The sequence below is a fragment of the Pseudomonas sp. H3_A02 genome, assembly GCF_054671965.1.
Genome location: NZ_CP162807.1, coordinates 283,380 through 309,281, shown reverse-complemented (window position 1 = coordinate 309,281; position 25,902 = coordinate 283,380). Strand labels below are relative to the sequence as shown.

Annotated in this window: 12 protein-coding genes; 10 read left to right on the top strand and 2 right to left on the bottom strand. The window is 56.7% G+C overall.

Translation table 11 applies throughout. From position 1 onward, the window contains the following. Positions 1-19 precede the first annotated feature (19 nt). From AB4N80_RS01325 to AB4N80_RS01315, 3 genes are all read left to right on the top strand, one after another. Entirely contained in the window at positions 20-7,363 is a 7,344-nt protein-coding gene (locus tag AB4N80_RS01325; protein WP_460080317.1) for a two-partner secretion domain-containing protein, read from the top strand. Next, positions 7,364-7,711, top strand: coding sequence for a DUF3969 family protein (locus AB4N80_RS01320; RefSeq protein ID WP_122569093.1), 348 nt, complete (start codon positions 7,364-7,366; stop codon positions 7,709-7,711). It begins immediately after the preceding gene. A 341-nt stretch (positions 7,712-8,052) separates the two neighbouring features. Further along, positions 8,053-8,496, top strand: coding sequence for a hypothetical protein (locus tag AB4N80_RS01315; protein WP_122569094.1), 444 nt, complete (start codon positions 8,053-8,055; stop codon positions 8,494-8,496). A 264-nt stretch (positions 8,497-8,760) separates the two neighbouring features. Here the strand turns inward: AB4N80_RS01315 and AB4N80_RS01310 are convergent, their stop codons facing one another. Beyond that, positions 8,761-9,198 carry a hypothetical protein gene (locus AB4N80_RS01310; protein ID WP_122569095.1) on the bottom strand — a complete coding sequence of 146 codons (438 nt, stop codon included), beginning with the start codon at positions 9,196-9,198 and terminating at the stop codon, positions 8,761-8,763. Between the two features lie 437 nt (positions 9,199-9,635). Between AB4N80_RS01310 and AB4N80_RS01305 the strand changes: the two genes are divergently transcribed. The 6 genes from AB4N80_RS01305 to AB4N80_RS01280 all read left to right on the top strand — a co-directional run bounded on the left by AB4N80_RS01305 (position 9,636) and on the right by AB4N80_RS01280 (position 22,955). Then, positions 9,636-9,977 carry a DUF6124 family protein gene (locus AB4N80_RS01305; RefSeq protein WP_354337122.1) on the top strand — a complete coding sequence of 114 codons (342 nt, stop codon included), beginning with the start codon at positions 9,636-9,638 and terminating at the stop codon, positions 9,975-9,977. Between the two features lie 432 nt (positions 9,978-10,409). Then, positions 10,410-19,808, top strand: coding sequence for a hemagglutinin repeat-containing protein (locus AB4N80_RS01300; RefSeq protein WP_460083194.1), 9,399 nt, complete (start codon positions 10,410-10,412; stop codon positions 19,806-19,808). A gap of 855 nt (positions 19,809-20,663) precedes the next feature. After that, complete coding sequence (locus AB4N80_RS01295; RefSeq protein WP_163006892.1) at positions 20,664-21,089, top strand: hypothetical protein; 426 nt, start codon at positions 20,664-20,666, stop codon at positions 21,087-21,089. Between the two features lie 217 nt (positions 21,090-21,306). Further along, positions 21,307-21,984 carry a hypothetical protein gene (locus AB4N80_RS01290; protein ID WP_460090331.1) on the top strand — a complete coding sequence of 226 codons (678 nt, stop codon included), beginning with the start codon at positions 21,307-21,309 and terminating at the stop codon, positions 21,982-21,984. A 268-nt stretch (positions 21,985-22,252) separates the two neighbouring features. After that, on the top strand, positions 22,253-22,543 hold the full coding sequence (locus AB4N80_RS01285; protein WP_265072673.1) for a hypothetical protein: 291 nt from the start codon (positions 22,253-22,255) through the stop codon (positions 22,541-22,543). After that, on the top strand, positions 22,530-22,955 hold the full coding sequence (locus tag AB4N80_RS01280) for a hypothetical protein (RefSeq protein WP_354337127.1): 426 nt from the start codon (positions 22,530-22,532) through the stop codon (positions 22,953-22,955). The genes AB4N80_RS01285 and AB4N80_RS01280 overlap by 14 nt, the downstream gene beginning before the upstream one ends. A gap of 375 nt (positions 22,956-23,330) precedes the next feature. On the opposite strand, the gene AB4N80_RS01275 is transcribed toward AB4N80_RS01280, so the two are convergent. Continuing rightward, positions 23,331-23,603 (bottom strand): hypothetical protein, encoded by a 273-nt coding sequence (locus AB4N80_RS01275; RefSeq protein WP_122569099.1) that lies wholly within the window; start codon positions 23,601-23,603, stop codon positions 23,331-23,333. Positions 23,604-24,124: 521 nt separating this feature from the next. Here AB4N80_RS01275 and AB4N80_RS01270 point away from each other — a divergent pair. Further along, positions 24,125-25,606: a leucine-rich repeat domain-containing protein gene (locus AB4N80_RS01270; RefSeq protein WP_265072675.1), complete on the top strand. Its 1,482-nt coding sequence runs from the start codon at positions 24,125-24,127 to the stop codon at positions 25,604-25,606. Positions 25,607-25,902: the final 296 nt, after the last annotated feature.

The window sequence follows — 25,902 nt, the reverse complement described above, 5'->3', positions numbered from 1 at the left end:
GCTGCAACGAGACCTGATCATGGACGACCGCCAATACGCCTTCCTGGCCCGCCAGCCTTCTGCTGCCCTGCAACCCCGCGAGCAGTTCTGGGGCATGCCCAAGCGTGGCCTCGCGTTCCTGCTGGCCAACGTCATGTTCTGGCAGCCGATGTGGGCCCAGGCGGGCGGCATCGTGGTCAGTGCCCCGGGCACCAGCCTCGGCCAGGCCGGCAACGGCGTGCCGGTGGTCAACATCGCCAAGCCCAACAGCAGCGGCCTGTCCCATAACCAGTTCAAGGACTACAACGTCGGCAGCAACGGCGTGATCCTCAACAACGCCACCAACACGGCCCAGACCACGCAATTGGGCGGGATCATCCTCGGCAACCCGAACCTCCAAGGCAAGGCCGCCACGACCATCCTCAACGAGGTCAACGGCGACAACCCCAGCCAGTTACGTGGTTACACCGAAGTGGCGGGGCAGTCGGCCCACGTCATCGTCGCCAACCCCTATGGCATCAGCTGTAATGGCTGCGGGTTCATCAACACGCCCAAGGCGACCCTGACCACGGGCAAGCCGATCATCGAAAACGGCCAGGTGGGTCGCTATCAGGTGGACCAGGGCAGCGTCGCCATTGAAGGTGCGGGCCTGAATGCGAACAACGTCGACCGCTTCGAAATCATCACCCGCAGCGCCAAGATCAACGCCGAGATCCAGGCCAAGAACTTGACCATTGTGGCCGGGCGCAATGACGTCAACGCCAATACCCTCAACGCCACCGCCCGTGCCGATGACGGCAGCGCCAAACCCGAGCTGGCCATCGACTCCTCGGCCCTGGGCGGCATGTACGCAGGCGCGATCAAACTGGTAGGCACCGAGGCCGGGGTTGGGGTGAAGCTGGACGGCAAGATGGTTGCCAGTGGTGGCGACATCCAACTCGACGCCAACGGTCATTTGAGCCTGGCACAGACCACGGCAGCAGGCGCCGTCGATATCAAGGCTCAAAGCCTGGACGCCCAAGGGACGATCTATGCCGGCAGCCATGTTCAGGCGACGACCAAGGGCGCTCTCAACAACCAGCGCGCCATCGCGGCGCGCGAGAAGGTCACGCTGACCACCGACGGCCAGCTCAACAACCTCGGCATCATCGAAGCGGGCGTCAACGTCGATAACACCCGCAACCAGATTGGCGATGTCGTGCTGACCGCGGCGAATATCGACAACCGCGGGCAGAGCGTCATCGCCAGTCGCGACCTGAAAGCCACGACCACGCAGACCCTAGACAATCGCGGCGGCACTTTATCCGCTGGCAAGACCCTGACGCTCGACAGCAAGGACATCGACAATCGCGTCGGCACGCTCGTCAGCCAAGGCAACATTCAAGCACTGGCCACAGGGGCGTTGGATAACCGTGATAAAGGGATCATCGTCAGCGACGGCGCGCAGACCCTGGTCGCCGGGACGCTGAAGAACAGCGCAGGCGTCATCAGCAGCAACGACCTCCTGAAGCTCCAAGCGAAAACCCTGGATAACCGCGGCGGCAAGATTGCGTCCGACGCCGCACTGACCCTCGGGAGCGGCAGCGTTGAAAATAGCGCAGGACAAATCACCAGCCAGGGTGATCTCGTTGCCACATTGAAAAGCTTCAACCAGCAGGACGGCAAATTGGTCAGCCAGGGAAAATTGACCCTGACCGCAGACCGCATCAACAACAGCGACAACGGCTATATCGCCTCGGTCAAGGCGATGAGCCTGACCGCTCACCAGCAACTGCTCAATAACGGTGAGGCGATCATCAGCACTGAGCAGGGGCTGACGATCAGCGGCGGTGGTCTCGATAACACCAAAGGCAGCCTGCTCAGCCAGGGTGACCTGAAGGTCGATATCACCGGGGATTTTCTCAACCAGGATGGCAGCGCCATCACCCAGGCTGGGAACGTGGATGTCGAGGCGAGCAGTCTCGATAACCGTGGCGGTGTCCTGGCCAGTGTCGGCGGTTGGCTGAAAGCCACGCTGGACACGGTGTTGGATAATGGCGAGTCACTCACCTCGGCCGACGCAGCTGGGTTGATCCAGGCGCAGTCCGTCGATCTCGATGCGAAACAGGCGCTGCTCAACAATGGTGGACAGGTCTCGGCCTTGGCCGGGGTCGTTGAGCTCACCACCGCCACGCTGGAAAACCGCGACGGTGCAGTGCTCGCCAAACAGACACTGACAGTACGCGCACAGGACTTGGACAACCGCGACGGACGCGCAGCGGCAAACACCATAGATTTTGGTTTGACCGGGGCACTTAACAACCAGCGCGGTCTGGTGGAGGGTTCCAACGGCCTGCTGATCCGTGCTGCGTCAGTTGATAACCAGGGCGGCAAGTTGCGCTCGGTGGGCAAGCTGGGGACCGCGACGCTAACGGTTGATCAACTGCTGGACAACCAGGGCGGCGTCATTGAAGCGGCCACCCAGGACCTGTCCTTGCAGATGGCAGACTTCAAGAACGCTGACGGCAATGTTCGTCATGTGGGCACCGGCACGTTAGGCGTGGACCTCGCCAGGTTCAGCAACATCGGCGGCAGCCTGATGACCTCAGGCACCCTGACCGTCGACGCGGCGCGTTGGGACAACAGCTCGGATATCCAAGCCAATGTCCTGAACTTGAAGGTGGGCCAGCTCAATCAGACCAGCAGCGGCAAGTTGATCGCGGTGCAAAGCCTGCTGGCCACGGGCGGCATCTGGAACAACGCGGGCACCATCAGCAGCGACGTTGATTTGGATCTGAAGCTGACCGGCGCTTATGTCGGCACCGAAAACAGCCGCCTCAGCAGTGTCGATCAATTCGATCTGAGCGCCGCCAGCCTCGACCTTTCCAGCGGCTCGCGCCTGGCTGGCGGTGGCCTGACCAGCGTCACCAGTCTTGGCGCGCTATATAATGCCGGACGGATCACCGGCGGTGGCAAGTTCTCCCTGGTCGCCAAGAGCCTGGTCAATACGGGCACGCTGGGTGGCGCCGACACTGTCGAACTGGTTGCCAACGAGGCCCGCAACGATCGCGGCCTGATCTTCAGCGGCGCGGACATGGCCCTGCGTTTCAACCGCTTCACCAACTATCGCGCAGACGTCTACAGCCTGGGGGCACTGAATGTCGCGGCACGAGATGGCGTCGCTCGCAGCACGCTGCTGGAGAACATCTCCGGCACCCTTGAGTCGGCCAAGGACATGTCGCTGCGCAGCGACACCCTGATCAATCGCAAGGACGTTTTTTCCACCACCGATGAGCTGGTGTCGGGCTCCATCAGTGTCAAATGCTATGACTGCAGTGGTGACCACCACAACGTCGACTATGTGGCCAGGGAGACCTACCAAAGCGCAGTGCTTGAAGACTCAGCCAGTGCCACCCTGATGAGTGGGGCGAAGCTGACCGTTGATGGCTCTGCGGTGACCAACCAATACAGCGTGATGGCCTCGGCCGCCGACCTGCTGATTACCGCAGACAACTTCGCCAACGTTGGCGCTGCTTCCGGCACTAGCGTCAGAACGCGGACCTGGAACACCGGCCGGGTCACCGATGGGACCGACGAGCGTTTCCGCGCCAGGATCATCGTCCCTTACAACGCCCAGGCCAATCCGAAACAAGTGCCCGTCGATGCGCTCAACAACTTCCGTCAAGTGAGTGACATCACCACTGTGACACCAGGGGAGTCGCTGGCGCCGTCGGTCGTCCAATCGGGCGGCAACATCAGCATCCAAGCTACGCAGCGCCTGGAGAACAACAGTGTCGTGAAGTTCCAGGCACCGCTGGCGGGTGCCGCGAAGTCAGCGGCCACCGATGTGGCCAACGCCGCACAGCCGGCGGTCGTGGTGCTCAACCCGCAGTTGCCGCCGGATCTGGCCCAACAACAAGTCAACCCGACCACCATGCCCGGGTTCACCTTGCCGACTGGCGAGAATGGTTTGTTCCGTGTCGTCGACAGCGCGGCCGCAGCGCAAGACAGTCGCGACCAGAGCCGGGCGACTGTCCTGGGCTCGAACGCCAGCCGGGTCATCACGGGGCCCAAATACCTGATTGAAACCAACCCCGCGCTGACCGACCTCAGGAAGTTCATGAGCTCGGACTACCTGTTGGGCAACCTGGGTTATGACCCCGATACCAGTTGGAAGCGTCTGGGCGATGGTTTGTATGAACAACGCCTGATTCAACAAGCCGTGATCGCCCGCACCGGCCAACGCTTCCTCGATGGCCAGACCTCCGACGAGGGCATGTTCAAGTACCTGATGAACAATGCCATCGCCAGCAAGGAACAACTGAACCTGGCCGTTGGCGTGACCCTGACTTCGCAACAAGTCGCCGCGCTGACCCACGACATCGTCTGGATGGAAGACCAGGTCGTCAATGGCCAACATGTCCTGGTGCCGGTGCTTTACCTGGCACAGGCCAACAACCGGCTGATGGCCCATGGTGCGTTGATCCAGGGCAAGAACCTCACCCTGATCGCGGGCACCGACCTGAAGAACGCCGGGACGCTGCGTGCCAGCGAGAACCTCTCGGCGGCAGCGGGGAACAACCTGATAAACACGCGCCTGGCCGAGGCTGGCGAGCGGCTCAAGTTGGTCGCGGGCAAAGACCTGGTCAACATGCAAGGCGGCATCCTCAAGGGCAAGGACGTCGAACTCTCGACCTTGACCGGCGACATCCGCAACGACCGGACCATCACCACCCTCGAGAGCAGCGGCAAGGGCTTCAGTTCGAAAACCTCCGTTGTCGACAACGCCGCGCGCATCGAGGCCGGTAACAACCTCACCATGCGTGCAGCGGGCGATTTGCTCAACGTGGGCGGCGCGATCACTGCGGGCAACAACGCAGACTTGAGTGCGGGCAAAGACGTTGTCATCTCCGCGGCTCGCGAAGAAAGCGGCTCGATGCGTCAGGACAAACGCCACTTCTGGGAGCAGAGCCAGACCGTTCAGCACGCCAGTGAAGTCAAGGCGGGCGGCAACCTGAACGTCACCGCCGGCAACAACCTGACCGTAGTCGCCAGCCATCTCCAAGCCAAAGGCGATATCAACCTGAGCGGTAACGATGTCGCGCTGATCTCGGCGGCGAACGAGGACTCCAGCGAATACCGCTACAAGCGCAGCGGCAAGAAGATCAACAAGGAAGAAGACCATGTCTCGCAACAGGCGACCACCCTCGATGCCGGAGGGGATGTAAGGGTTGCGGCGCGCAATGATCTGTTGATGGTCGCGAGCAAGATTGCGGCGGGTAACGAGGCGTATCTGGTGGCGGGTAAGCAGCTGAGTCTGCTGGCTGAGCAGAATCGTGATTACTCGCTGTATGACATGAAGAAAAAGGGCAGCTGGGGCAGTAAAGCCGCACGACGGGATGAGGTGACGCAACTCACCCATATCGGAAGCGAGATCAACACCGGGGGCGACCTGATGTTGGTCAGCGGTGGCGATCAGACCTATCAAGTGGCGAAGCTGCAAAGCGGCAACGACCTGATCATCGACAGCGGCGGGCGCATCACCTTCGAAGGGGTCAAGGACTTCCACGACGAGAGCCATACCAAGAGTAAAAGCGACCTGGCCTGGTACAAGATGAAAGGCGAGGGGCGAACCGACGAAACCTTGCGCCAGAGCGCTCTGGTTGCCCAAGGAAAGTTGGTGATCAAGGCCGTCGATGGGCTGCGCATCGATGTCAAGCAAGTGGATCAGCAGAGCGTCAACCAAACCATCGATGCGATGGTGAAGGCTGAACCGGACCTGGCCTGGATGAAAGAGGCCCAGGCGCGTGGCGACATTGACTGGCGCCAGGTGAAGGAAATCCACGACAGCTTCAAGTATGACAACTCCGGTCTGGGGGCCGGGGCCAAGATCGCCATCGCGATTTTGATGTCGTTCATCATGGGGCCGGCAGGTTTCGGACTGTCGGGCACCAATCTTGCGGTCGCCACCAGCCTGAGCACCACGGCGGTCACCAGCACCATTGAGAACAAAGGCAATCTGGGGCGTGCGCTGAAGGAAACAGTCAGCGCCGATAGCCTGAAGAGTGCGGCGATTGCCGGTTTTACCGCCTATGCATCCGCATACGCGGACAAAGAATGGTTTAGCAGTGCGGAGAGCTCCAGCACGACCACTCAAGGCGTCGAGCCGTCGACGGGTTCGGCGGGGTCGGCAGGTTCGGCATCGAGCGCGAGTAATTCCTCCAAGGATATCTTCCGTTGGAACACCGCGACTGACACTGCAATCCGCACAACCGGGCAAGCAGTGATCTCCAGCAGTATCTCCACCGCGATCGGTGGTGGCAGCTTTGGCAGCAATTTCAATGCTGCCCTGCTGGGAGAGGCCGGAAATGTGGCGATGGCGACCGGCTTCAACTGGGTGGGCGATACCATCAAGTTCCCGGATGGAGGCCCACAGAAAATTGTTGCCCACGCGATCATGGGTGGCCTGCTGGCTGAGCTGACGGGCAGCGACTTCAAGACCGGTGCGGTTGCCGCCGGTTTGAATGAAGCGCTGATTCCCGGCATGGCCAAGGTGGCGGGTGAAAACAAAGATCTGCAACTGATGCTGTCGCAACTGACGGGGCTTCTGGCAGCGGCTGCGGTCGATGGCGACCTGAATACAGGTTCGACGATCGCCAAGAAAGCGACGGAATTCAACTATCTGTTCCATGCCGAACTGGTCGAAAGAGAACAGAAGCTCAATACGTGCGTCTCCCCGGCGGATTGCCAATCCGTCAGGGACTATTACAACAACCTTGATACGACTCGGAATAAAGAGTTCGGACAGTACTGCCGGAATAACCCGGCGAGCTGTTTGCAAGTGACAAAGCAGTTGGTGGATGAGATTCCGGCTAATGAGAAGATGCTGCATGACGGCAGGAGCGCCGGGCTCGATCGTTCGGCAGCGCTTTGGGAAATTACTCGAAGTAACGAGCGGGCCATCAATACCGGCATCATCGAGAAGACGCGTACCGATAAAGGCGATGGTGCGGCATTACTGGTGGAGCTTGCGGCGGATGGATTGAGTCAGGACCGGGGGCTGTTCTCGTCGACGGCTGGGGGGAAGGGTGGTACAACCGGGGTTAAGGTTGGGGTTGTCTCAGGAAGTGGTAATGGTTCTGGAATAAAAAATGTCTATGAATCGATAAAGAAGGCTCCTCTGTACCCGGAAGGTTTTAGGGAAAAAAACGGTGGAACGACAAAGAACGCCGTGAAGAACACCGACGCGCTAGCTGACCTGCGGCAAGTTGAACCTGGAAAATGGACAAAGATTTACAAGGATGGCTACGACGCAAATGGATCTAGAGTGTCTGTACATTATTTTCAAAGTGAAAGTGGTAAGGTTTTCAACGTAAAAACCAAGTCGGGCTGGAGCAATAACTAAATGAAAGATATGTCTTTGGTGTTAGAGGTTTTTGAAGGCGAAGAGTCTGCTAGGTTTTTGTCTGCTTTATCGATAGGCTTGTTAGTGTCTGTTCAGCGCGGTGCAATGACATTAGAGGAGGCTGAGCGGCTTCTTTTTTCGCCAAGAAGTTCGAGAATTTTGAAAGAGAAAGGTATTCCTCCCGAGGTTGGTGATTTGATAATGGATTGTTGTGAGTTGGAGGATGTGCTCGATCTGGTGCCGTCCAAATTCGATATCAATGTGCAAATTCTTTTGGATAAGTTTGTAGGCTTTTTGAAAGCGTCCAAATGTCGCGACACTGACTTGAATTTTGTTGAGCTAAAGTAGACTGAAGAGGGGGCCGCGGGGGCAGGCTATGTTTTCTATGAGACCGACGGAGGCTTCTTCAAATCGGTCATGATTTTAGCTAAAAACGTGGTCTGTCCCTGAGGGATCCCCAAATCTACTCGAGGCTCTGCGCCTGATAATGCACCTCGTCGCGCAGGGCCTGCTCGAGTTTTTCTAAATGCTCTCGTCAAAGTCCGGAGTGAAAAGGGGACAGATTTATTTTGTGAGGCGCAGGGCGTCGGCTCATTGCTTTTCTTGGTTTATAAATAGATCTGTCCCCTTTCCTTCTCTCTCCTTCTTTTCTCTGAGTCGAGATAAAAGCGTGCCTTGGAGGGCCATTGATGCGACACGATGTTGTTTTACGCTTTGTAGTGATGACTTTATTCTGCTTCACGCTGACCGGGTGCATTCATTACGAACATAAAAGCGCAGAAGGAAAACCCTGGGACGAGGTCGCGACAATTCGGCAGTTCGACAAGCATTTGTCGATAGACAAAATCGATGACAATACGTCGCTATATTGGCTAGCCCGCCAAACCGAGTATCGACTCGGCGCAGGAAGGCATAAACTTTCCGTTAAGTACGCTATTGGAACCGGATACTCACGTCCAATTGAAATGACCGTGGATTTGGTCGGTGGCCGTACCTATGGGCTGTATGGCATTTCTTCAATGAAATGGTGGTATTACGAAGTTCGTGATGTCGATACAGGGCGTTCCGCGAAAGTTATAGAGCCGGCGGTCACAACGACGCCTTCTGAATCAGCCGGGCAGGCGGTCCAATAATTTCATTGTGGCGAGGGAGCAAGCGCTCATCAAACAAATTACAGGCTGCTGATTTTTAAAAATAAGAACTACTAAAAACAGTTCGGTGATGTGTCTGAGTTAGTCGAACGCCTCCCTTTGTGGCGAGGGGATTTATCCCCGCTGGGCTGCGCAGCAGCCTTAAAGCAGTGAACTCAATCTTCCTGGCACACCGAGTTGCCTGGCTTGGGGCTGCTGCGCAGCCCAACGGGGATAAATCCCCTCGCCACAAAAGCCACAACGAGTTTACAGCGGGCACCACGGGTCTTCCCCCTTCGCGCTTTCCAGGATCTTCGGAAAGTTTCGCTCAAAGGCCCAGCCTGAGGCCACGGCAGTCATGGTGGTTTTGCAGGCGGGGTTCTTTTCCGAGACGATCACGTTCATATAGAACTGGCTGCCGTAGATTGTCGGCGCCCATAGCACCATGTCGCTTCTGTCGGCATTGCTGTCGACTTTCAATTGGATGGTATTGACGAGTCTCCCACCCGTCGTGAGCTCGGTCACTTGCGGGTGAAAGCAGTGGTTCAGGTAGCCTTGCACCCGCTCTTCGACCACTGCCCGCTCTTGCGTCAGGCAGTACTCGGGGCTGGTTACGCCAGTGTTCAGCAGCTCGTCCTTGGTATACGGATGCAGTGAGCAGCCGCTCAATAGCAGAAAAACGATCCCTGTAAATTTCTTGTACAAAACTCATGCTCCATCAGAGGTTGTGGGCTGCCAAAACTGATTGCCGCAAGGGCGGCGGGCGGGACTATACGCAATTTGTTCCGTTATGGAATCGTTAAACAGGCTTGTCGTAGGAATCGACGGAACGAATATTCCCCATTGACTTGCAGGACATTTCCTAGAAAATTCCAGCCTCTTGCGCCTGCTGATTTCGGTGCCTAGTCTTTGTCCACCGCTGCCAATTCAGCGGTCGGGTTTAGTCGCTCGGTATCTCGTTAGGCGCAAGGTCTCCTTGAAGTCAGGCTGCGTTTTCTCGCCGATTTTATGGTGGCTGTGCGCAGGGCACTTTCGGGTGCGCCGGTTTCCTAACGTCCCGGTCGACTAACCTGCGCACAGCCGCCACCCCACTTCGTTTAGTCGCGAATAGTGGCGGATCCGACTGACGTTAGGAGGTCCATATGGACAAACTCATCCCCGACCCGCCCGTTCCACCGCTGCATCTGGACATCGCTGCCGACGCCAATGCCGAACGTGTCATCGATTCCTATCTGAACCCCAAACCCACCCAGCCTGACAAGAAGCCGCCTCCGGACCAGTTGTTCGCCGTCGTGGAGGGCGTCGATGCTGAAAGCCTGTTGGCCAATCTCAGCGAAACCTTGGCCTCCGCCAATGCTATGGCCGGCGATCTGGCGTTCGACCTGGAGGATTCTCGACGGAATTTTGCATTAGGGCTGCAACAGTTGATCGAGCTGAGTCAGCTATTGGCAAACCGTGCACTGGATGTCATCGACCCTAGATAAGCGCTTGAAACTGACAGGGATAGGCCACGTTTGTCCGAGAGGAGGTGACAGCGCTCCTTCGAGCCGTGGTCTGTTCCTGAGGGATCTGAGACGTCGTTTTTGTTGTGTTTTTCGACACGTCCTGTGAGACGCATCTCTTTTTTGCATGGAAAATCCCCGCTCTCTTGAACCGAAAGCGATATGCAGAGTCTTGTGTGCGCGTGGTTTGCGCATCAGCAACGTGAGTGTTTTAGGAGGGAAGCCGGTTTTTGGTTGTTCGTCCGCCCACGAGCTTGCTGTCATTTGCATATCGAGGGATCGAACATGTTCTTACCCGCCCATTGGGCGAGGTTATGCCTGGCGCTGCTGTGCCGTTCTCCGCTAACACTCGCTTACGCCTTCCTGGCCCGCCAGCCCTCTGCTGCCCTGCAAAACCGCGACGCCTTCTGGGGCATGCCCAAGCGTGGCCTCGCGTTCCTGCTGGCCAACGTCATGTTCTGGCAGCCGATGTGGGCCCAGGCGGGCGGCATCGTGGTCAGTGCCCCGGGCACCAGCCTCGGCCAGGCCGGCAACGGCGTGCCGGTGGTCAACATCGCCAAGCCCAACAGCAGCGGCCTGTCCCATAACCAGTTCAAGGACTACAACGTCGGCAGCAACGGCGTGATCCTCAACAACGCCACCAACACGGCCCAGACCACGCAATTGGGCGGGATCATCCTCGGCAACCCGAACCTCCAAGGCAAGGCCGCCACGACCATCCTCAACGAGGTCAACGGCGGCAACCCCAGCCAGTTACGTGGTTACACCGAAGTGGCGGGGCAGTCGGCCCACGTCATCGTCGCCAACCCCTATGGCATCAGCTGTAATGGCTGCGGGTTCATCAACACGCCCAAGGCGACCCTGACCACGGGCAAGCCGATCATTGAAAACGGCCAGGTGGGTCGCTATCAGGTGGACCAGGGCAGCGTCGCCATTGAAGGTGCGGGCCTGAATGCGAACAACGTCGACCGCTTCGAAATCATCACCCGCAGCGCCAAGATCAACGCCGAGATCCAGGCCAAGAACTTGACCATCGTGGCCGGGCGCAATGACGTCAACGCCAATACCCTCAACGCCACCGCCCGTGCCGATGACGGCAGCGCCAAACCCGAGCTGGCCATCGACTCCTCGGCCCTGGGCGGCATGTACGCCGGCGCGATCAAGCTGGTGGGCACCGAGGCCGGGGTTGGCGTGAAGCTGGACGGCAAGATGGTTGCCAGTGGTGGCGACATCCAACTCGACGCCAACGGTCATTTGAGCCTGGCACAGACGGCTGCTGCCGGCGCCATCGACATCGAAGCCAAAAGCCTGGAAACCCGCGGCCAGGTGTACGCCGGTAGCCGCCTGGACGTGAAGACCCAGGGCGACCTGACTAGCCAGAACAACCTGGTGGCGCGTGACAGCATTCACCTCGACAGCGGTGGCACGCTGAGCAACAACGGCATTATCGAAGCCGGGGTCAACGCCGATAACAGCCGCAATACCACGGGCGATGTCACCCTCACCGCCAAGCAACTGAACAACGGCGGCAAAACCGTCATCGCTAGTCGTGACCTGACTGTCACGACCACCGCAGCGCTGAACAACCAGGGCGGTACGCTCAGTGGACAGCGTAAGACCACCGTCACTGGCAACGTTGTGGATAACCGCAATAAAGGCCGGATCCTGGGTAACACCGAACTGCACCTGAGCGCCGATCAGGTCCTCAACAGCCAGGGCGGCCTGATCAATAGCCAGGGCCTTCTGACGGCCAACCTGGGCCATCTGGACAACAACGCAGGTGAACTCTCGAGCCTGAACAGCGCGACCCTGGTCCTCGGCAGCCTGGACAACCTGACCGGCCTGGTCATGGCCGGCAAAAACCTCGACATCACCAACGCGGGCGCGATCAACAACCAGGGCGGCGAGTTGTCCAGCCAAGGCAGCGTGACCGTGCGCACCGCCAGCCTGGACAACGGCAACAAAGGCACCGTTGCCGCCAATGGCAAGCTGCTGGTCACGGCGACCGGCAAGGTCAACAACACCGACCAAGGCCTGATCGCCAGCCGCAGTGCCGGCGTCGAGCTCAAGGCCGCCAGCCTGGAGAACGCCAAGGGCACGCTGCAAGGCAAGGGCCTGGTGACCGTAGATGTAGCGGGCGATATCGATAACCAGGGCGGCAGCATCATCGCCCAGGACGCCAAGTTGAGTGTCTTTGCCACCAACCTGGACAACCGTGGCGGCGTGCTGTCCAGCGTCAAGGCCGCGTTGGAGGCGCGGGCTACGGGTGTGCTGAAAAACGGCTATGACGTGAACCGTCAGGGCGGCACGATCCAGGCCCAAGGACTCAGCATCCAAGCCTTGGCTGGGCTGTTCAACGACGGCGGTCGCATCGCTGCACAAGCCGGAGATGTGGTGATCACTAACGCGGCTGCGGATATCAACAATCGCAACGGCGGGATATACGCCACAGGCAAGGTCCAGGTCATTGGCCGGGACATGGACAACAGCGGCGGCGGGCAGGTCAGTGCCAATCGCATCGACTTCGACCTTTCGGGTGCGCTGAACAACAACGCGGGCATCATCGAAAGCCAGGACAGCCTGGATATTCTGGCCGCCAGCCTGAGCAACCAGAAAGGCCAACTGCGCACCCTGGGCCAGAACAGCACCACGGTGTTCGACATCGGCGGCCTGTTCGATAACAACGACGGCACCCTGGAAACCGCCAGCCAAAATGTGGGCCTGGACACCAACAGCCTCCAGAACGTGGGTGGCAAGCTGTTGCACACCGGCCTGGGCGTGTTCGGCATCAGCCAGGCCAACCTGGGGCAGGCCGGCGGTCAGCTGGTGACCTACGGCAACCTGACGGTGACGGCTGATCGCTGGACCAACAACACGGCGATCCAGGCCGGGCACCTGGTCGTGAATGTCGACCAGTTGACCCAGACCGCCACCGGCCAGTTGCTCAGTACCGACAGCCTGGTGGGCCGTGGCAGCCACTGGCGGGTTGACGGCCTGATCGGCAGCGATGGGGCGATCGACCTGCAACTGACCGGCGCCTATACAGGCAACGGCCGCTTGAGCAGTCTCGGCACCTTGGGCCTCAAGGCCGCGCTGATCAATCTGGAGCAAAACGGCAGCATCGCGGGCGGCGGCAACACAACCGTCGTGGTCGATGGTGTCCTTAACAGCTACGGTCGCCTGACCTCGGCGGCAGACCTGAGCATCACTGCCGCCACGATCAACAACTACGGCACGCTGGGCAGTGCCGGGGCGCTCGGCGTATCGACCGGCGACCTGCTCAACGAGCACGGTTTGATCTTCAGCGGCGCCAATACCAGCCTGCGCGTCAATAGCCTGACCAACCGCTACGCCGATATCTACAGCCTAGGTGATCTGAGCATCGATCGCGACGGCCTCGGCACCCGTGCCAGCCGCATCCTCAACAGCTCCGGCACGCTGCAGAGCGACGGCAACATGCGCCTGGCGGCCAGCACTATCGACAACGTCCGCGAGGTCTTGACCACCCACGACGCCGGCATCTACACCGCCTCGATCAGGGAAGTGGCCTGCATCGAAGGGGTCAATGCCGGTGATTGCAGCGGCGGCAAGGAAAACCACGTCTGGCAGATCATCCAGCGCGACAAGTTCGAAGTCACCGCCGCCAGCGCCGCCTCCAGCATCACCACCGGCGGCAACCTGAATATCCAGGGCGACACCCTGACCAACCGGAGCAGCAGCATCGGCGTCGGCGGCGCATTGACCGCCAACCTCGTCAGCCTGAACAACATCGGCATCGAGACCGGCGAGATCGAAACCTCGCGCACCTTCATGTCCGAGCGCACGCGCAGCCCAGGTGGCTGGCGCGCCGCCGCGAATGACTTCACCAACAAATACTGGCTGCAGAGCCCAGGCTACAACGCCAATGACCTGGGTGGCCTTGAGGCAGCGATGAGCCGCTTCATCGGCATGACCGAACGTGAGCTCCCACAGTTCCGCACCCAGACAAGTACTACCGATAACCAGACCTACGCCGCGATTATCCAGGCCGGCGGCGCAGTCGATGTCCGCACCTCGGGCAACGCCTACAACAGCGTCGTGCGTGGCGGCTACAACTACGTCGGCGCCGGCCCGCGCACCGATACCCAGGCTGACAACGCCTTCTCGACCCGTATCAACGTCAATCGGCAGCTACCGCCGAACCTGACTCAGCAACAGGTCGATCTGCTGGCGTTGCCGGGTTTTGATCTGCCGACCGGGCAAAACGGGCTGTTCCGCATGAGCGGTGACGGCTCCACCACGCCGACCCAGAGCACGGGGCTGACGCAAGTGCGTGGCCTGCCGGACCGCTCGTTCCAGGCCAACCCGCAAAAATACCTGATCGAGACCAACCCGGCGCTGACCGACATGCGCCAGTTCATGAGCTCGGACTACCTGCTGACGAATCTGGGCTACGACCCCGACGTCGCGGCCAAGCGCTTGGGCGACGGCTTCTACGAACAACGCCTGATCCAACAGGCAGTGATCGCCCGCACCGGCCAACGCTTCCTCGACGGCCAGACCTCCGACGACGGCATGTTCAAGTACCTGATGAACAACGCCATCGCCAGCAAGGACGCCCTCAACCTGTCCCTGGGCGTCAGCCTCAGCGCCGAACAAGTCGCGGCCCTGACCCACGACATCGTCTGGATGGAAAACCGGACGGTGAACAACGAACAGGTATTGGTGCCGGTGCTTTATCTGGCCCAGGCCAACCATCGTCTGGCGGCCAATGGGGCGTTGATCCAGGGTGCGGATGTCAGCCTGATCGCGGGTAAGAACCTGAGCAATGCGGGGACCTTGCGGGCGGCCAGCAACCTGCGGGCGACGGCTGGCGATAGTTTGGTGAACAGCGGGTTGTTGGAGACGGGGAATCGTCTTGAGGCGTTGGCGGGGAATGATCTTACTAACCGGGCCGGCGGGGTTATTGCTGGGCGGGATGTCAGTGTTGTTGCCGTGGCCGGTGATGTGACCAATGAGCGAACCATTACCCGGCATGCCAGCAGCACTGGCTACAAGACTGAGCAACGCGACTTTGCTGACAACGCGGCTCGGATTGAGGCGGGTAATGATCTGACGTTGGGGGCTGGGCGGGATGTTGCCAATAACGGGGGCGTGCTCAAGAGCGGTAACGACCTACGCTTGCAGGCGGTGCGTGATGTAAACATCGCCTCTGCCGAGCAGGTGGACAGCAACACGATGGGTAGCAGGCACCGGGATCAAACCATCACCCAAAATGGTTCCAGCGCTACCGCGGGCCGCGAGTTGAAGGTGACCGCCGGGCAGGACCTGAGGGTCGTCGCCAGCAACGTTATCGCCCAGAGCGCCCTGGCACTGACCGCCGGGCGCGATATCGCTATCACGTCTGCGGCCAACGAAAGCCATCGTTTCTCCCAAAGTAAAAAAGTCAAAAGCAGCAGCGACCTTGTTCGCCAGCAGTCTTCGGTTATCCAGTCAGGTGGGGATCTAAGCGCCAAGGCCGGGCAAGACCTGAGCCTTGTGGCCAGTCAGCTGAAAGGGGCCAAGGACGTTGCCCTCGACGCCAATCGCGACATCAGTCTGTTGTCCGCGAAGGACGAAGCCGCAGAGTTCTACTCGAAGAAAAGCAAAGGTTCTTTTGGCCGCAGTAAAAGCGAACAACGGGAAAGCTATGACAGCACCAACGTTGCGTCGGTGGTGGAGGCCGGGCAAGACCTGACCGTCAATACCAGCCAAGCCGCCAGTGGCGGTGTCACGCTGGACGGCGGCCGCAACGTCACGGTGATCGGCAGTCAGTTGAGCGCCGGCAATGATCTGGTGGTTGGGGCCACCGGTGATGTGGCGGTGCTCTCGGGTATCGAAGAGCACGGCTCCTACAGCAAGAAAACCAAATCGGGTTTCCTCGGCTTGTCCAAGAGCGGCAAAAGCGAGTTGAAAACCACGGCCTCCCAAGTGGCCAGCGAGCTGGAGGCGGGCAACGATGTGGTGCTGGTCGCGGGCAATGACTTGCGTTTGCGCGCCAGCGAGACCACTGCCGGTAATGACGTGGAACTGCGTGCGGGCCTGGTCAAGGACAGCGGCGACATCAACCTCGTCGCGGCCAACGACACCGCTTACAGCCATAGCGAGCAATACAAGAAAAAAACCGGGCTCTCGGTCTCGGGTGGTTTCTTGTCGTTCTCCTCAGCCAAAGAGTCGGGCCGGATTGCGCAAAGCAGTACCAGCGTTGGTAGCCAGGTGACGGCTGATCGTGATGCGACTCTACAGGCTGAGCGCGATATCAACCTGGTGGGTAGTGGCATCGATGCCGGGCGCAATGTCAGTTTGAATGCCGGGCGTGATGTGAATGTTCTGGCTGCGCAGAACAGTCGTTCCGAGCGGGATTGGGAGAAAAACAAGCAAGCTGGGATCGGTGTTTCTTCGGATGCTAATGGGATTAATTTCTTTGCTGGCGTGGATCGCACCAAAGAGAAAAACCGGCTTGAACAGCAAACCGCCGCCGCCAGTCATATCAGTGCCGGTCAAAACCTGGCCGTCAATGCCAAGCGAGATATCAGCCAGACTGGCTCGGACCTTGAGGCATTCAACGATATCGACTTGACGGCAGGTCGGGACATCAAGATCGACGCCGCCCGTGAAAGGCTGCTGGTCGAGCATGAGCGCGAGAGCGAGCGAAACGGCGCCAGCCTGAGCATGAACCACAACTACGGTCGGACTCGTGATGCCGTCAAGGGGGCCGGTCAAGGTGAAGACAATGTCAGCAAGGCTTCCAGCACGCTAAGGGCAGTGGACAGCGTTTCCCAATTCGTTTCAGGCCCCACCTTCGACGCGAAGATCGGCAACAGCAAACAGAGCACCAGCGAACAGATCGTTGAACAGACTCGCCGTGCGTCGACGCTGGACGCGGGCAACGATCTGAACATGATTGCCAACAATGATGTTCGGGCGACTGGCAGCCAGTTGATCGCTGGGCGCGATATCAATATCAAAGGCCGCGATGTCACCCTCGATGCCGCTAAAGGCAGCTATGCCGAAGAAACGCGTGAACGGCAAAGTTGGGGTGGAATCCACGGTGGTACCAGTGGCGGTTTTAAACTGGGTGTCGGCGGCAGCAATGGCATTGCCAGCGGCGACAGCGAACAGCAAACCTCGACCGTCACATCCCTTGATGCGGGGCGAGACGTCAATCTGCGTGCAAGCAATGACCTGAACCTGATTGGAACTCAGGTCAAGGCTCAGCGTGACATCGACTTACGCGCTGCAAACAACCTGAACATCCGTGCCGCTCAGAACGACAGCGCCAGCGACAACACCCGCAAGAGTGGCGGCGGGGAAGTCGGCCTCAGCGTCGGCTCTGAAGGCGTCGGTATCTACGCCAGCGTCAACCTGGGCAGAGGCAATCTGGAGCGTGAGGCCCAGCGGCAACAACAGGCCTATCTGTACGCGGGCAATCGCCTGGGCTTCACCAGCGGCAAGGACACGAATATTGCCGGTGCGGACCTGCGCGGTAATGAAGTCATCGGCCGGGTAGGCCGCGACCTCAATGTTTCGTCGGTGCCTGATACGGGCAAGGTTGAAGGCAAGGAGTTCGACCTCAGTGTGACGGTGACCGTGGGGCCGGGTGCCGGGGTGAGTGGTTCGGTCGGTTACGGTCAGACCACCGGCTCGACAGAATGGGTCGGGCAACAGACCCGTATCACCGGGCAAGACAAGGTCGACATTCGTACCGAAAACCATACCCAGCTGGACGGCGCCTTGATCGCCTCGGACACCGGCAAGCTAAAACTTGACACCGGCACGCTGGGCTTCAGCGACATCGCCGGCAAGGACAAGGAGCATGGCTATTACCTGAATGTCGGTGGCAGCTACTACAAAGGCGGTGGTGGCGCCCAGGACAGCAGTCAGGTCGGCAAGGGCGAAAAGGACAAGAACGGCTGGAGTGTCGAAGGCTGGAACTACGAGAAGGACCGCCAGCAGATCGTACGGGCCACCGTGGGTGCTGGCGACGTTGTGGTACGGAATGACGCCGGGACTGGCGCCGACTCGGTGAAAGGCTTGAACCGCGATGTCGACAAGGCCTACGAAATCACCCGGGACGATGAACACCGTACAGACTTGTACGTGACCAAGTCTTCCGTGACGGCGGCCCTTAGTCCGTATGAGACCGCCAAAGAGTGGACCAAACAACTTCGCAATTACGACGAAACGGCCAAGCAGAACTTCCAGCAAGCCGGTTATGACTTCAACGCGGCGGTCAACAAGATCGAGGCGGGGTTGGGGCGAAAAATGGATGCAAGTGCCTCGGCGATGGTAGGCGTTGATTTCGCCGAGGAGACCATGGAGGCGCTGATCATCGGCGGCCTTACGCGTGCCCAAGCCATGAAGACCATGAGCGATCCGGAGTTTCAGAACCGGGTGTTGGCTGAGGTGGGGCTGCTTGCCGGTGTGGATGTGAAGCAGGTCCAGGACATCAGCAATAAAATTCAGGCGTCTTCGTCTGATACAGAGGCCAAGAATAACTCAGGCTTAGTTCTCCCCCCCACTGACGTCGTGGCCAATGATCAGAACCTCAGCCTAGCCCAAGTCATTCTACGTAAATCCTCTGCGATTAATGATTACGTTGCCCAGCATGAGGACGAGAAGCAAGCAATCTCGATGGTCATCGCCATGGCACAAGGCCCCAAAGGGCTGGTGCAACTGGTTGTCATCAACGCCGCCTCTGAAACCAAGTCGGGCAAAGCCCTGCTTGAAAAAACCCAACAATTCAGCGAAGCCGTCGGGAAAGAAATCGCAGATGAAATAGAAAATGATCCGGGCTTCGAAACGGATGAATACCTGATCGGCGGTGGCCAGTTCATGGCTTCGGTGTTGACGGGGGTTCTTTCGAAAGGCAGAGGTGCGAAAGAGCCTAAGTCTGTTTCGATAGTGGATGGGAAAGGGTCAAAAGATCCTCTGGTTAGTAACCCCGCTACAGGGAATAAAGGGCCCTGCTGCTTTGCTGCCGGGACGATGGTCTCGACGCCACAGGGCGACCGAGCCATCGAAACGCTGAAAGTCGGCGACGTGGTATGGAGCAAACCGGAAAAAGGCGGCAAGCCTTTTGCTGCGGCGATCCTCGCTACTCACCAGCGCAGCGACCAGCCAATCTACCGTCTCAAGCTCAAAAACGTGCGTAACGATGGAACTGCACAAGGCGAAACACTGCTGGTTACGCCAAGCCATCCATTTTACGTACCGGCCAAACGTGACTTCATTCCCGTTATCGACCTGAAGCGTGGCGATCTGCTGCAATCCCTGGCTGATGGCGAGACGGAAAATACCTCATCGGAAGTCGAGTCCCTGGAGCTTTACGCCCCAGTCGGCAAAACGTATAACCTGACGGTTGATATCGGCCACACGTTCTATGTGGGGGCGCTCAAGACTTGGGTGCATAACACTGGGCCTTGTGATTTGCCGGAGAAGGGAGTTGATGGTGTAAAAGGTATTCAAAAGGTTCTTGGTTTTGGAGAGGTAGATGACTTCTTTGCATCACAGTCGGCTAACCTCAACAAAAAGCTGGGAACAAAAATTGGTGAGGGGCGCCTACCTTATGAAAGAAGCAGGGCCGGTGTAGAGCAGGCTAAAGCGACGGTTAAAGAAACCTTAGAGAGCGTTACGTCTGTGAGCCCATTGATTCCCAGCTCAACTGTGCGAGGAAATTACGACCTCATTCATGTGTATAGCTCCAAAACTAATAGCACCGTGAGCCTGCGAGTATTGCCAGGTGGAAAGTACGAGTTCGATACGTTGATTCCAGAGAAATCATCTAAATTTTAATGTGGAGGGCGAAAAGCTGTGCTGATCAATGAGGTGTTATGTGATGTCAGATTTCGTTCGTTTTTTATGAGCGGAAATTTGATTTGTGAATTTTTGGTATTGTTTTTCAAGCTGTCTAATTCTGGATGGGTATCACTAACAATTAGCGAGGGTGTGTCAAAATTCATAAGACTAGATTCAGAGCCGGAATTGCTGGGGTTGTCTGAAATAAATGATGATTTTGCGTACCCGGTTAAGCCGTTAAGTGGGTTGGATAAGTATCTTGGGTTAAAAGTTTTGTCGGTATATGAGTACAGAATTATTGATATCGACGAAGGTTGCGTAGGAGTGTATTTGGATTTTGGAAGCTGCGGGCTTAGTGTGATTGAGTCCGATAATTGTCTATCAATCACAGATGATGTTGTTCAATTTTCAGATAGTAGGATTTCGCTGTGTAAAATGAAAGTTTAGTTGGTGCGAACGGTGCAAGCTCAGTCCCCCCCCCCTCGTAATGCAAATGACCTATCGGGCGGTCCTCTGGAGCGTGCGGTTCAGGTAAGTGCAAAAAGGGGACAGATTTATTTTGTGAAACGCAGAGGGGCAGATTTGTTGGTTTTGCTCAAAACAAAAAGGGGACAGGTTTATTTTTTAAGCGTAAGCGGGGGCTGATGTTCTGCTTCTAAGTAATAAATCTGTCGCCTTTTTTAAGAAGAAATAAAAAAGGATGGCTCTGATATTTATAAGGCGGCTGAGGCAGATATCAATACTTGGGTCCCTGTCTGGAAGAGCAAAGGCTGGTCAGCGAGTAAATAGAGATGGCACGCAAAGAAACTCATGATTTGAATAAGAGATTATTTGATGGGGCGGGTGTTAGATATGAATCCAAATGATTATGTAGGTCGCCCGGTAATTGATTTGTTGGCGGAATTAAAAGATGTGCTCCCTTTGGTTGAGTACACTAAAGTTGAGTGTGATGAGTTTTTAAAGCTGCCAGAGTGTGGCGTTTACTTTCAGGCAGGTAACGAGGGGGTGGTCGTAGCCTACAGAGTCTATTACCAAGCAGTTGGAGAGTTTCATCCCGCTGCTGCTGAAACAAAGAAAGCATGTTTTGGGGTTGAGACCGTTGAGGACGCAATTGCTTTCTTTGGCCAACCCGTGCGTGATATACCGTCTATCCGTATTCCTGGTGTGGCTCCTACCAGTCCAGGGTATCAGTTCTTAACAGATGGACGAGTGGTGGCCGTGCATTATGACGCTAATACTCGTCTTGTTACATATGTTCATGTAAAGGAAGCTAGTTAAAAAGTTGTTAATGGGGAAGGTGTAAGCAGAAAGAGCAAAAAGGAGCAAAAAGGGGACAGATTTATTTTTAAGCGGAAAAAGGGGACAGATTTATTTTTAAGCGTAAGCGGGCTGATGTTCTGCTTCCTAGTAAATAAATCTGTCCCCTTTCTTGCATTACTGCGTCGGGCATGCCGGTCCGCAACGTAGACGGCGCTAAGACGGAGGTTTGGTTGAAATGGTTAGGGAAGTAGAGTTGGCTGAAAATAGCAATCTGGTAAATGAAGTTATTGACTTTGTAAATAGTGGGCTGCTCTTGAGTTCTGTCAAGCAAGTTGTTTTGGAGGATGCCCAAATTGCTGATCTTGATACGGCAAAAAAATATGCGTGGGTTCAGGTTTATGGGGAAGAATCTTTCACCTGGTCTGACTTAAGATCTGAGAAGATGAGTGAGGTTTGGGATATGGTTTACGGGGGGGGCGAAAAATATTCTGAGATGGATATTAAATTATCCGAACTTTTGGATGAGTTGAGTAACTCAGTTCAAAAGCAGCTCTCCCCGAAGCATAGAGAACTATTGGATGATATTGTCTCGGATCTAAAGTGCTGTCTATATAGTCGAGCTGTTCAAGGTAAGACGAATGATTTTTTTGAGGGAATATTTTCTACCTATCTAAAAGGTGGATGGCCGTGTGGGTGGGCGGGTGACTGGCCCAGAGGCCATCTACTTGTCTATCGTGACGATACAACAGATACAGGGGGGGCGACGCCTAAGACCCCTCACAGATATAAGGAGCAAAAAGGAGCAAAAAGGGACACAGCAGGAAAGGGGACAGATTTATTTTTAAGCGTAAGCGGGCTGATGTTCTGCTTCCTAGTAAATAAATCTGTCCCTTTTCTCTCTTCTTTTCTCTGAGTCAGAGATAAAAACGTGCCTTGGAGGGCCATTGATGCGACACGATGTTGTTTTACGCTTTGTAGCGATGATTCTGTTCTGCTTCACACTGACGGGCTGCATTCATTACGAATATAAAAGCGCAGAAAAAAGGGGACAGATTTATTTTTTTAAGCGTAAGCGGGGCTGATGTTCTGCTTCTAAGTAAATAAATCTGTCCCCTTTTTTGTCCCCTTTTTTTGCTTCTTTCGCAGCTGTTAAGGAGGCGTTACGCCAACTTGGCGTTGAGTTGACTGACGCTGAATTGAAAGCCCTTCGAAACAGTACTAATTGTGTAGTAGTGAAAACCTGTAGTCATATGGCGGACTCAAGGACTTTTGGTGGTAGAAATAACCAAGAAAAAATAAAAAAGGATGGCTCTGATCTTTATAAGGCGGCTGAGGCAGATATCAATACTTGGGTCCCCGTCTGGAGGAGCGAAGGCTGGTCAGCGAGTAAAATAGAGATGACACGCAAAGAAATTCATGATTTGAATAAGAAATTATTTGATGGGATGGGTGTTAAATATGAATCCAAATGATTATGTAGGTCGCCCGGTAATTGATTTGTTGGCGGAATTAAAAGATGTGCTCCCTTTGGTTGAGTACACTAAAGTTGAGTGTGATGAGTTTTTAAAGCTGCCAGAGTGTGGCGTTTACTTTCAGGCAGGTAATGAGGGGGTGGTCGTAGCCTACAGAGTCTATTACCAAGCAGTTGGAGAGTTTCATCCCGCTGCTGCTGAAACAAAGAAAGCATGTTTTGGGATTGAGACCGTTGAGGACGCAATTGCTTTCTTTGGCCAACCCGTGCGTGATATACCGTCTATCCGTATTCCTGGTGTCGCTCCTACCAGTCCAGGGTATCAGTTCTTAACAGATGGACGAGTGGTGGCCGTGCATTATGACGCTAATACTCGTCTTGTTACATATGTTCATGTAAAGGAAGCAAGTTAAAAAGTTGTTAGTGGGGAAGGTGTAAGCAGAAAGGGCAACGAAAAGGGGGGAGCAAAAAGGGGACAGATTTGTTTTGTGAAACGCAGAGAGTGCAGGCTTGTTGGTTTTTCTCTATTTATAAATAAATCTGTCCCCTTTTTTGTCCTTTTTTGTCCCTTTTTTTGTCCCTTTTTTTGTCCTTTTTTTTCCGGGTTCCCCAGCAGAGTCTCATTTCTGGGTGGGAGTAATCTCTCCATTCGCCTGCTGATACCTGAGTACGTTTTTGCCGTCGGAGATGTGGCTGGAGGATGCGGCTATTAGTGAATAGTCAGTAAGCCGCGTGCGCTGAGCAGCATGTGAACAAAACGGGCGGCCCCAAAGGTCGCCCGTCTTCATTTACTCCGCCGCCTGCGACCGCAGTCGTCTGCCAATCACATCCATCACATCACACCCATCGCGCAACGCGATCGTCAGCATTTTGCAAAAGTCGGAAAGCACCAGCGTGTCGGAACTGATCTCCGAGCGGAACGCGATGTTTTCCAGCAGTTGAGTCACCGTGCGGATGCGGTAATCGGCAGTTTCGAAGAGGACATCAAGCGGGGCTTCGGTGTCGATCAGCAGGGTAGCGGGGACACAGTCGACGCCGGTGATGGGCATGTATCGATTCATGAGTTGTAACCTCGTTATTAAGTGAGAGCTACCAACTAATCGTCGCCAAACGAAGGGTGGCAGCTGTACGCAGGTTGGCGAACCGGAACGAGGTACCGGCAGACCCGGAGATCTCCCGCGTACAACTGCCATTGTGGTGGCAGTATCACTGATGCGGGGACGCCTGCAAACAAGCAGATCGCTCTCGCACCTCGTTGCCGGGTCGCCAAACCCGAGTCGCCGTTAGGGCGACGAGGAACTATAGGCCGCCCCGCTCAAGCGCTACAAGACACCGCTTTCCGAGCTTCATGTAGGAGCTTTGGCCTTTCAGCGGCGGTATTTCCCTACATTTGGTTTACAGCTATCAACGGGTTCGAATTAACCGTCCATTCGGTACATCGTCATGCTAGAGAGAGAACTGTGGCGAGGGAGCAAGCTCCCTCGCCACAGGGCTAGCCCTGACAGCCTCTTCAGTAAGACTCCTTTTTATGCTTCCCTAACGGTCATATCCCCCTTCAATCCCTTTCGCAGACTCCTAGACCGTGCCAACCCCCAACCGCAACGCTCTGATCGCCCAGCTCGCCGCCAACCCCGATGACACCACCACGCGTGCTTCGCTCTATCGCGATCTGCTCGATACCGGGGAGGCATCACTGAAAGGTTTGCGCGTCGCGGCGGGCCTGTGCGATCCGGCGGCTAAGGTGGTGGTGGCTCAACTGAACACCACGGCCCATACAAATCGCCCCGGGCCTTTGCTGTCGCAACTGCGTGGCTTGCCGGTAGACCATCTGGAGCTGAACAACGCCGAGCCGCAGTGGTGTGACGCCCTGGCCGGGCTGCCCTTGCGCAGGTTGGTGCTCAACAGCCCGAGGTTTATTTGTGGGCCGGAAACGTGGCAGCGTTTACCCGCCAATACCCTCGAAACCTTGGAAGTCAGTAATTTCTCCCGCGACGATAACGTCAACTGCCTCCCCTCGCTGGAACGCTTGCGCCGGCTGAAATTGCAAACCTACGGCGAGGACTTCGATGACAGTTTTCTCCGTCAACTGAGCGACAGCCCATTGCAGGAATTGTCGTTGAACCGTTGCGATGAGATGACCGACGACGGCCTTCGTGCACTGTCACGCCTCAAGCTGCGCTCCCTGACCTTGCAACGCGTGGGCGAGCTGACGTCTGGTGGCATGGTGCACTTGGCAAGTCATCCCCTCGAACAGTTGTCCCTCAGTGGCAGCGGCGCGATCCTCGACGATCCTTCCTGGCTTCGCGACCTGACGGGGTTGCGCTCGTTGAGTCTGGATGATTGTTATGCAAGCGAGAGCGTGTTGCAGGCGATTCGGGATCTGCCCCTGGAAAAGCTATCGCTGCACTCTGCGTTCATCTGCGAAGACGATCTCGAAGTACTGGAGGGAATGCCGCTTGCGGAGCTGGACCTCAAGTGTCTACGTCAGGTAATCGAGCGGCTCGATGTGTTGCACGAGTTTCCGCTCAAGCGATTGGGGCTCTCCGATGTGCAAGGTGTCTGCGCCAGTACGTTGAGCGATCTGCGCGGGTTGCAGTTGGAGTTCCTGGACCTGTCCTTGAACGACATCACGTGGAAGGAGCTGAAACAACTGGCTGGCCTGCCGTTGAAGCGGCTCAATCTGAGTTTTTGCCAGGGCGTCGACGGTAAGGTTTTGCGCAAGCTCTCCGAGTTGGGACTACCGTTGGAGCAGCTTGAAATAAGCGGCCTGAACCTGCGCGATGCCGATCTGGCTTGTTTGCGGGACTTGCCCCTGCAGCGCCTGGGTTTGTATGACAGCCCTTGGCTGACTGACGCCGGGGTGGCCCATCTTGCGCGTATGCCGCTGCGGGACCTGACGCTTGGGGCTGATCCAGGAGAGTCGCGGATCACGTCGGCCGTGGTGCCGGTGTTGGAGCAACTGCCGCTGCAAACACTGTGGTTGCCCAACTGCGCCGGGATCGATGTAGACGGTTGGGATCGCTTGGCCAGGTTGCCAGCCCACGTGACAGGTCCGGGAATCTGACGCGCTGATAGGAATAGGCAGCGGCTTGGACAACACCCTGGCGCAAGAAGCGCTTGCAGCGGGCCTTCGAAGCGCTCTCCACGGAGCATGACCGACTACGACGCCAGAGCAGTGCGGTGAACTACGACCTGTAAGACTAAAAATTGCTCTAGTATTTATATGTCGAGCACAAATAACCAAAAAATTAAACATTATTAGACTTTTTTGTGGATTTCACCGTGCTGTTGATGTGAAAACGCAATTTGCATCAAGTTATGCTCGTTTATTATTGGATCCAATGTTCGGTGGCGTCAGAC

Coding starts and splice junctions, on each gene's coding strand:
- AB4N80_RS01295 (WP_163006892.1), top strand. CDS start 20,664: ATGAATCCAAATGATTATGTAGGTCGCCCGGTAATTGATTTGTTGGCG.
- AB4N80_RS01275 (WP_122569099.1), bottom strand. CDS start 23,603: ATGAATCGATACATGCCCATCACCGGCGTCGACTGTGTCCCCGCTACC.
- AB4N80_RS01300 (WP_460083194.1), top strand. CDS start 10,410: ATGCCCAAGCGTGGCCTCGCGTTCCTGCTGGCCAACGTCATGTTCTGG.
- AB4N80_RS01315 (WP_122569094.1), top strand. CDS start 8,053: ATGCGACACGATGTTGTTTTACGCTTTGTAGTGATGACTTTATTCTGC.
- AB4N80_RS01305 (WP_354337122.1), top strand. CDS start 9,636: ATGGACAAACTCATCCCCGACCCGCCCGTTCCACCGCTGCATCTGGAC.
- AB4N80_RS01320 (WP_122569093.1), top strand. CDS start 7,364: ATGAAAGATATGTCTTTGGTGTTAGAGGTTTTTGAAGGCGAAGAGTCT.
- AB4N80_RS01280 (WP_354337127.1), top strand. CDS start 22,530: ATGAATCCAAATGATTATGTAGGTCGCCCGGTAATTGATTTGTTGGCG.
- AB4N80_RS01325 (WP_460080317.1), top strand. CDS start 20: ATGGACGACCGCCAATACGCCTTCCTGGCCCGCCAGCCTTCTGCTGCC.
- AB4N80_RS01290 (WP_460090331.1), top strand. CDS start 21,307: ATGGTTAGGGAAGTAGAGTTGGCTGAAAATAGCAATCTGGTAAATGAA.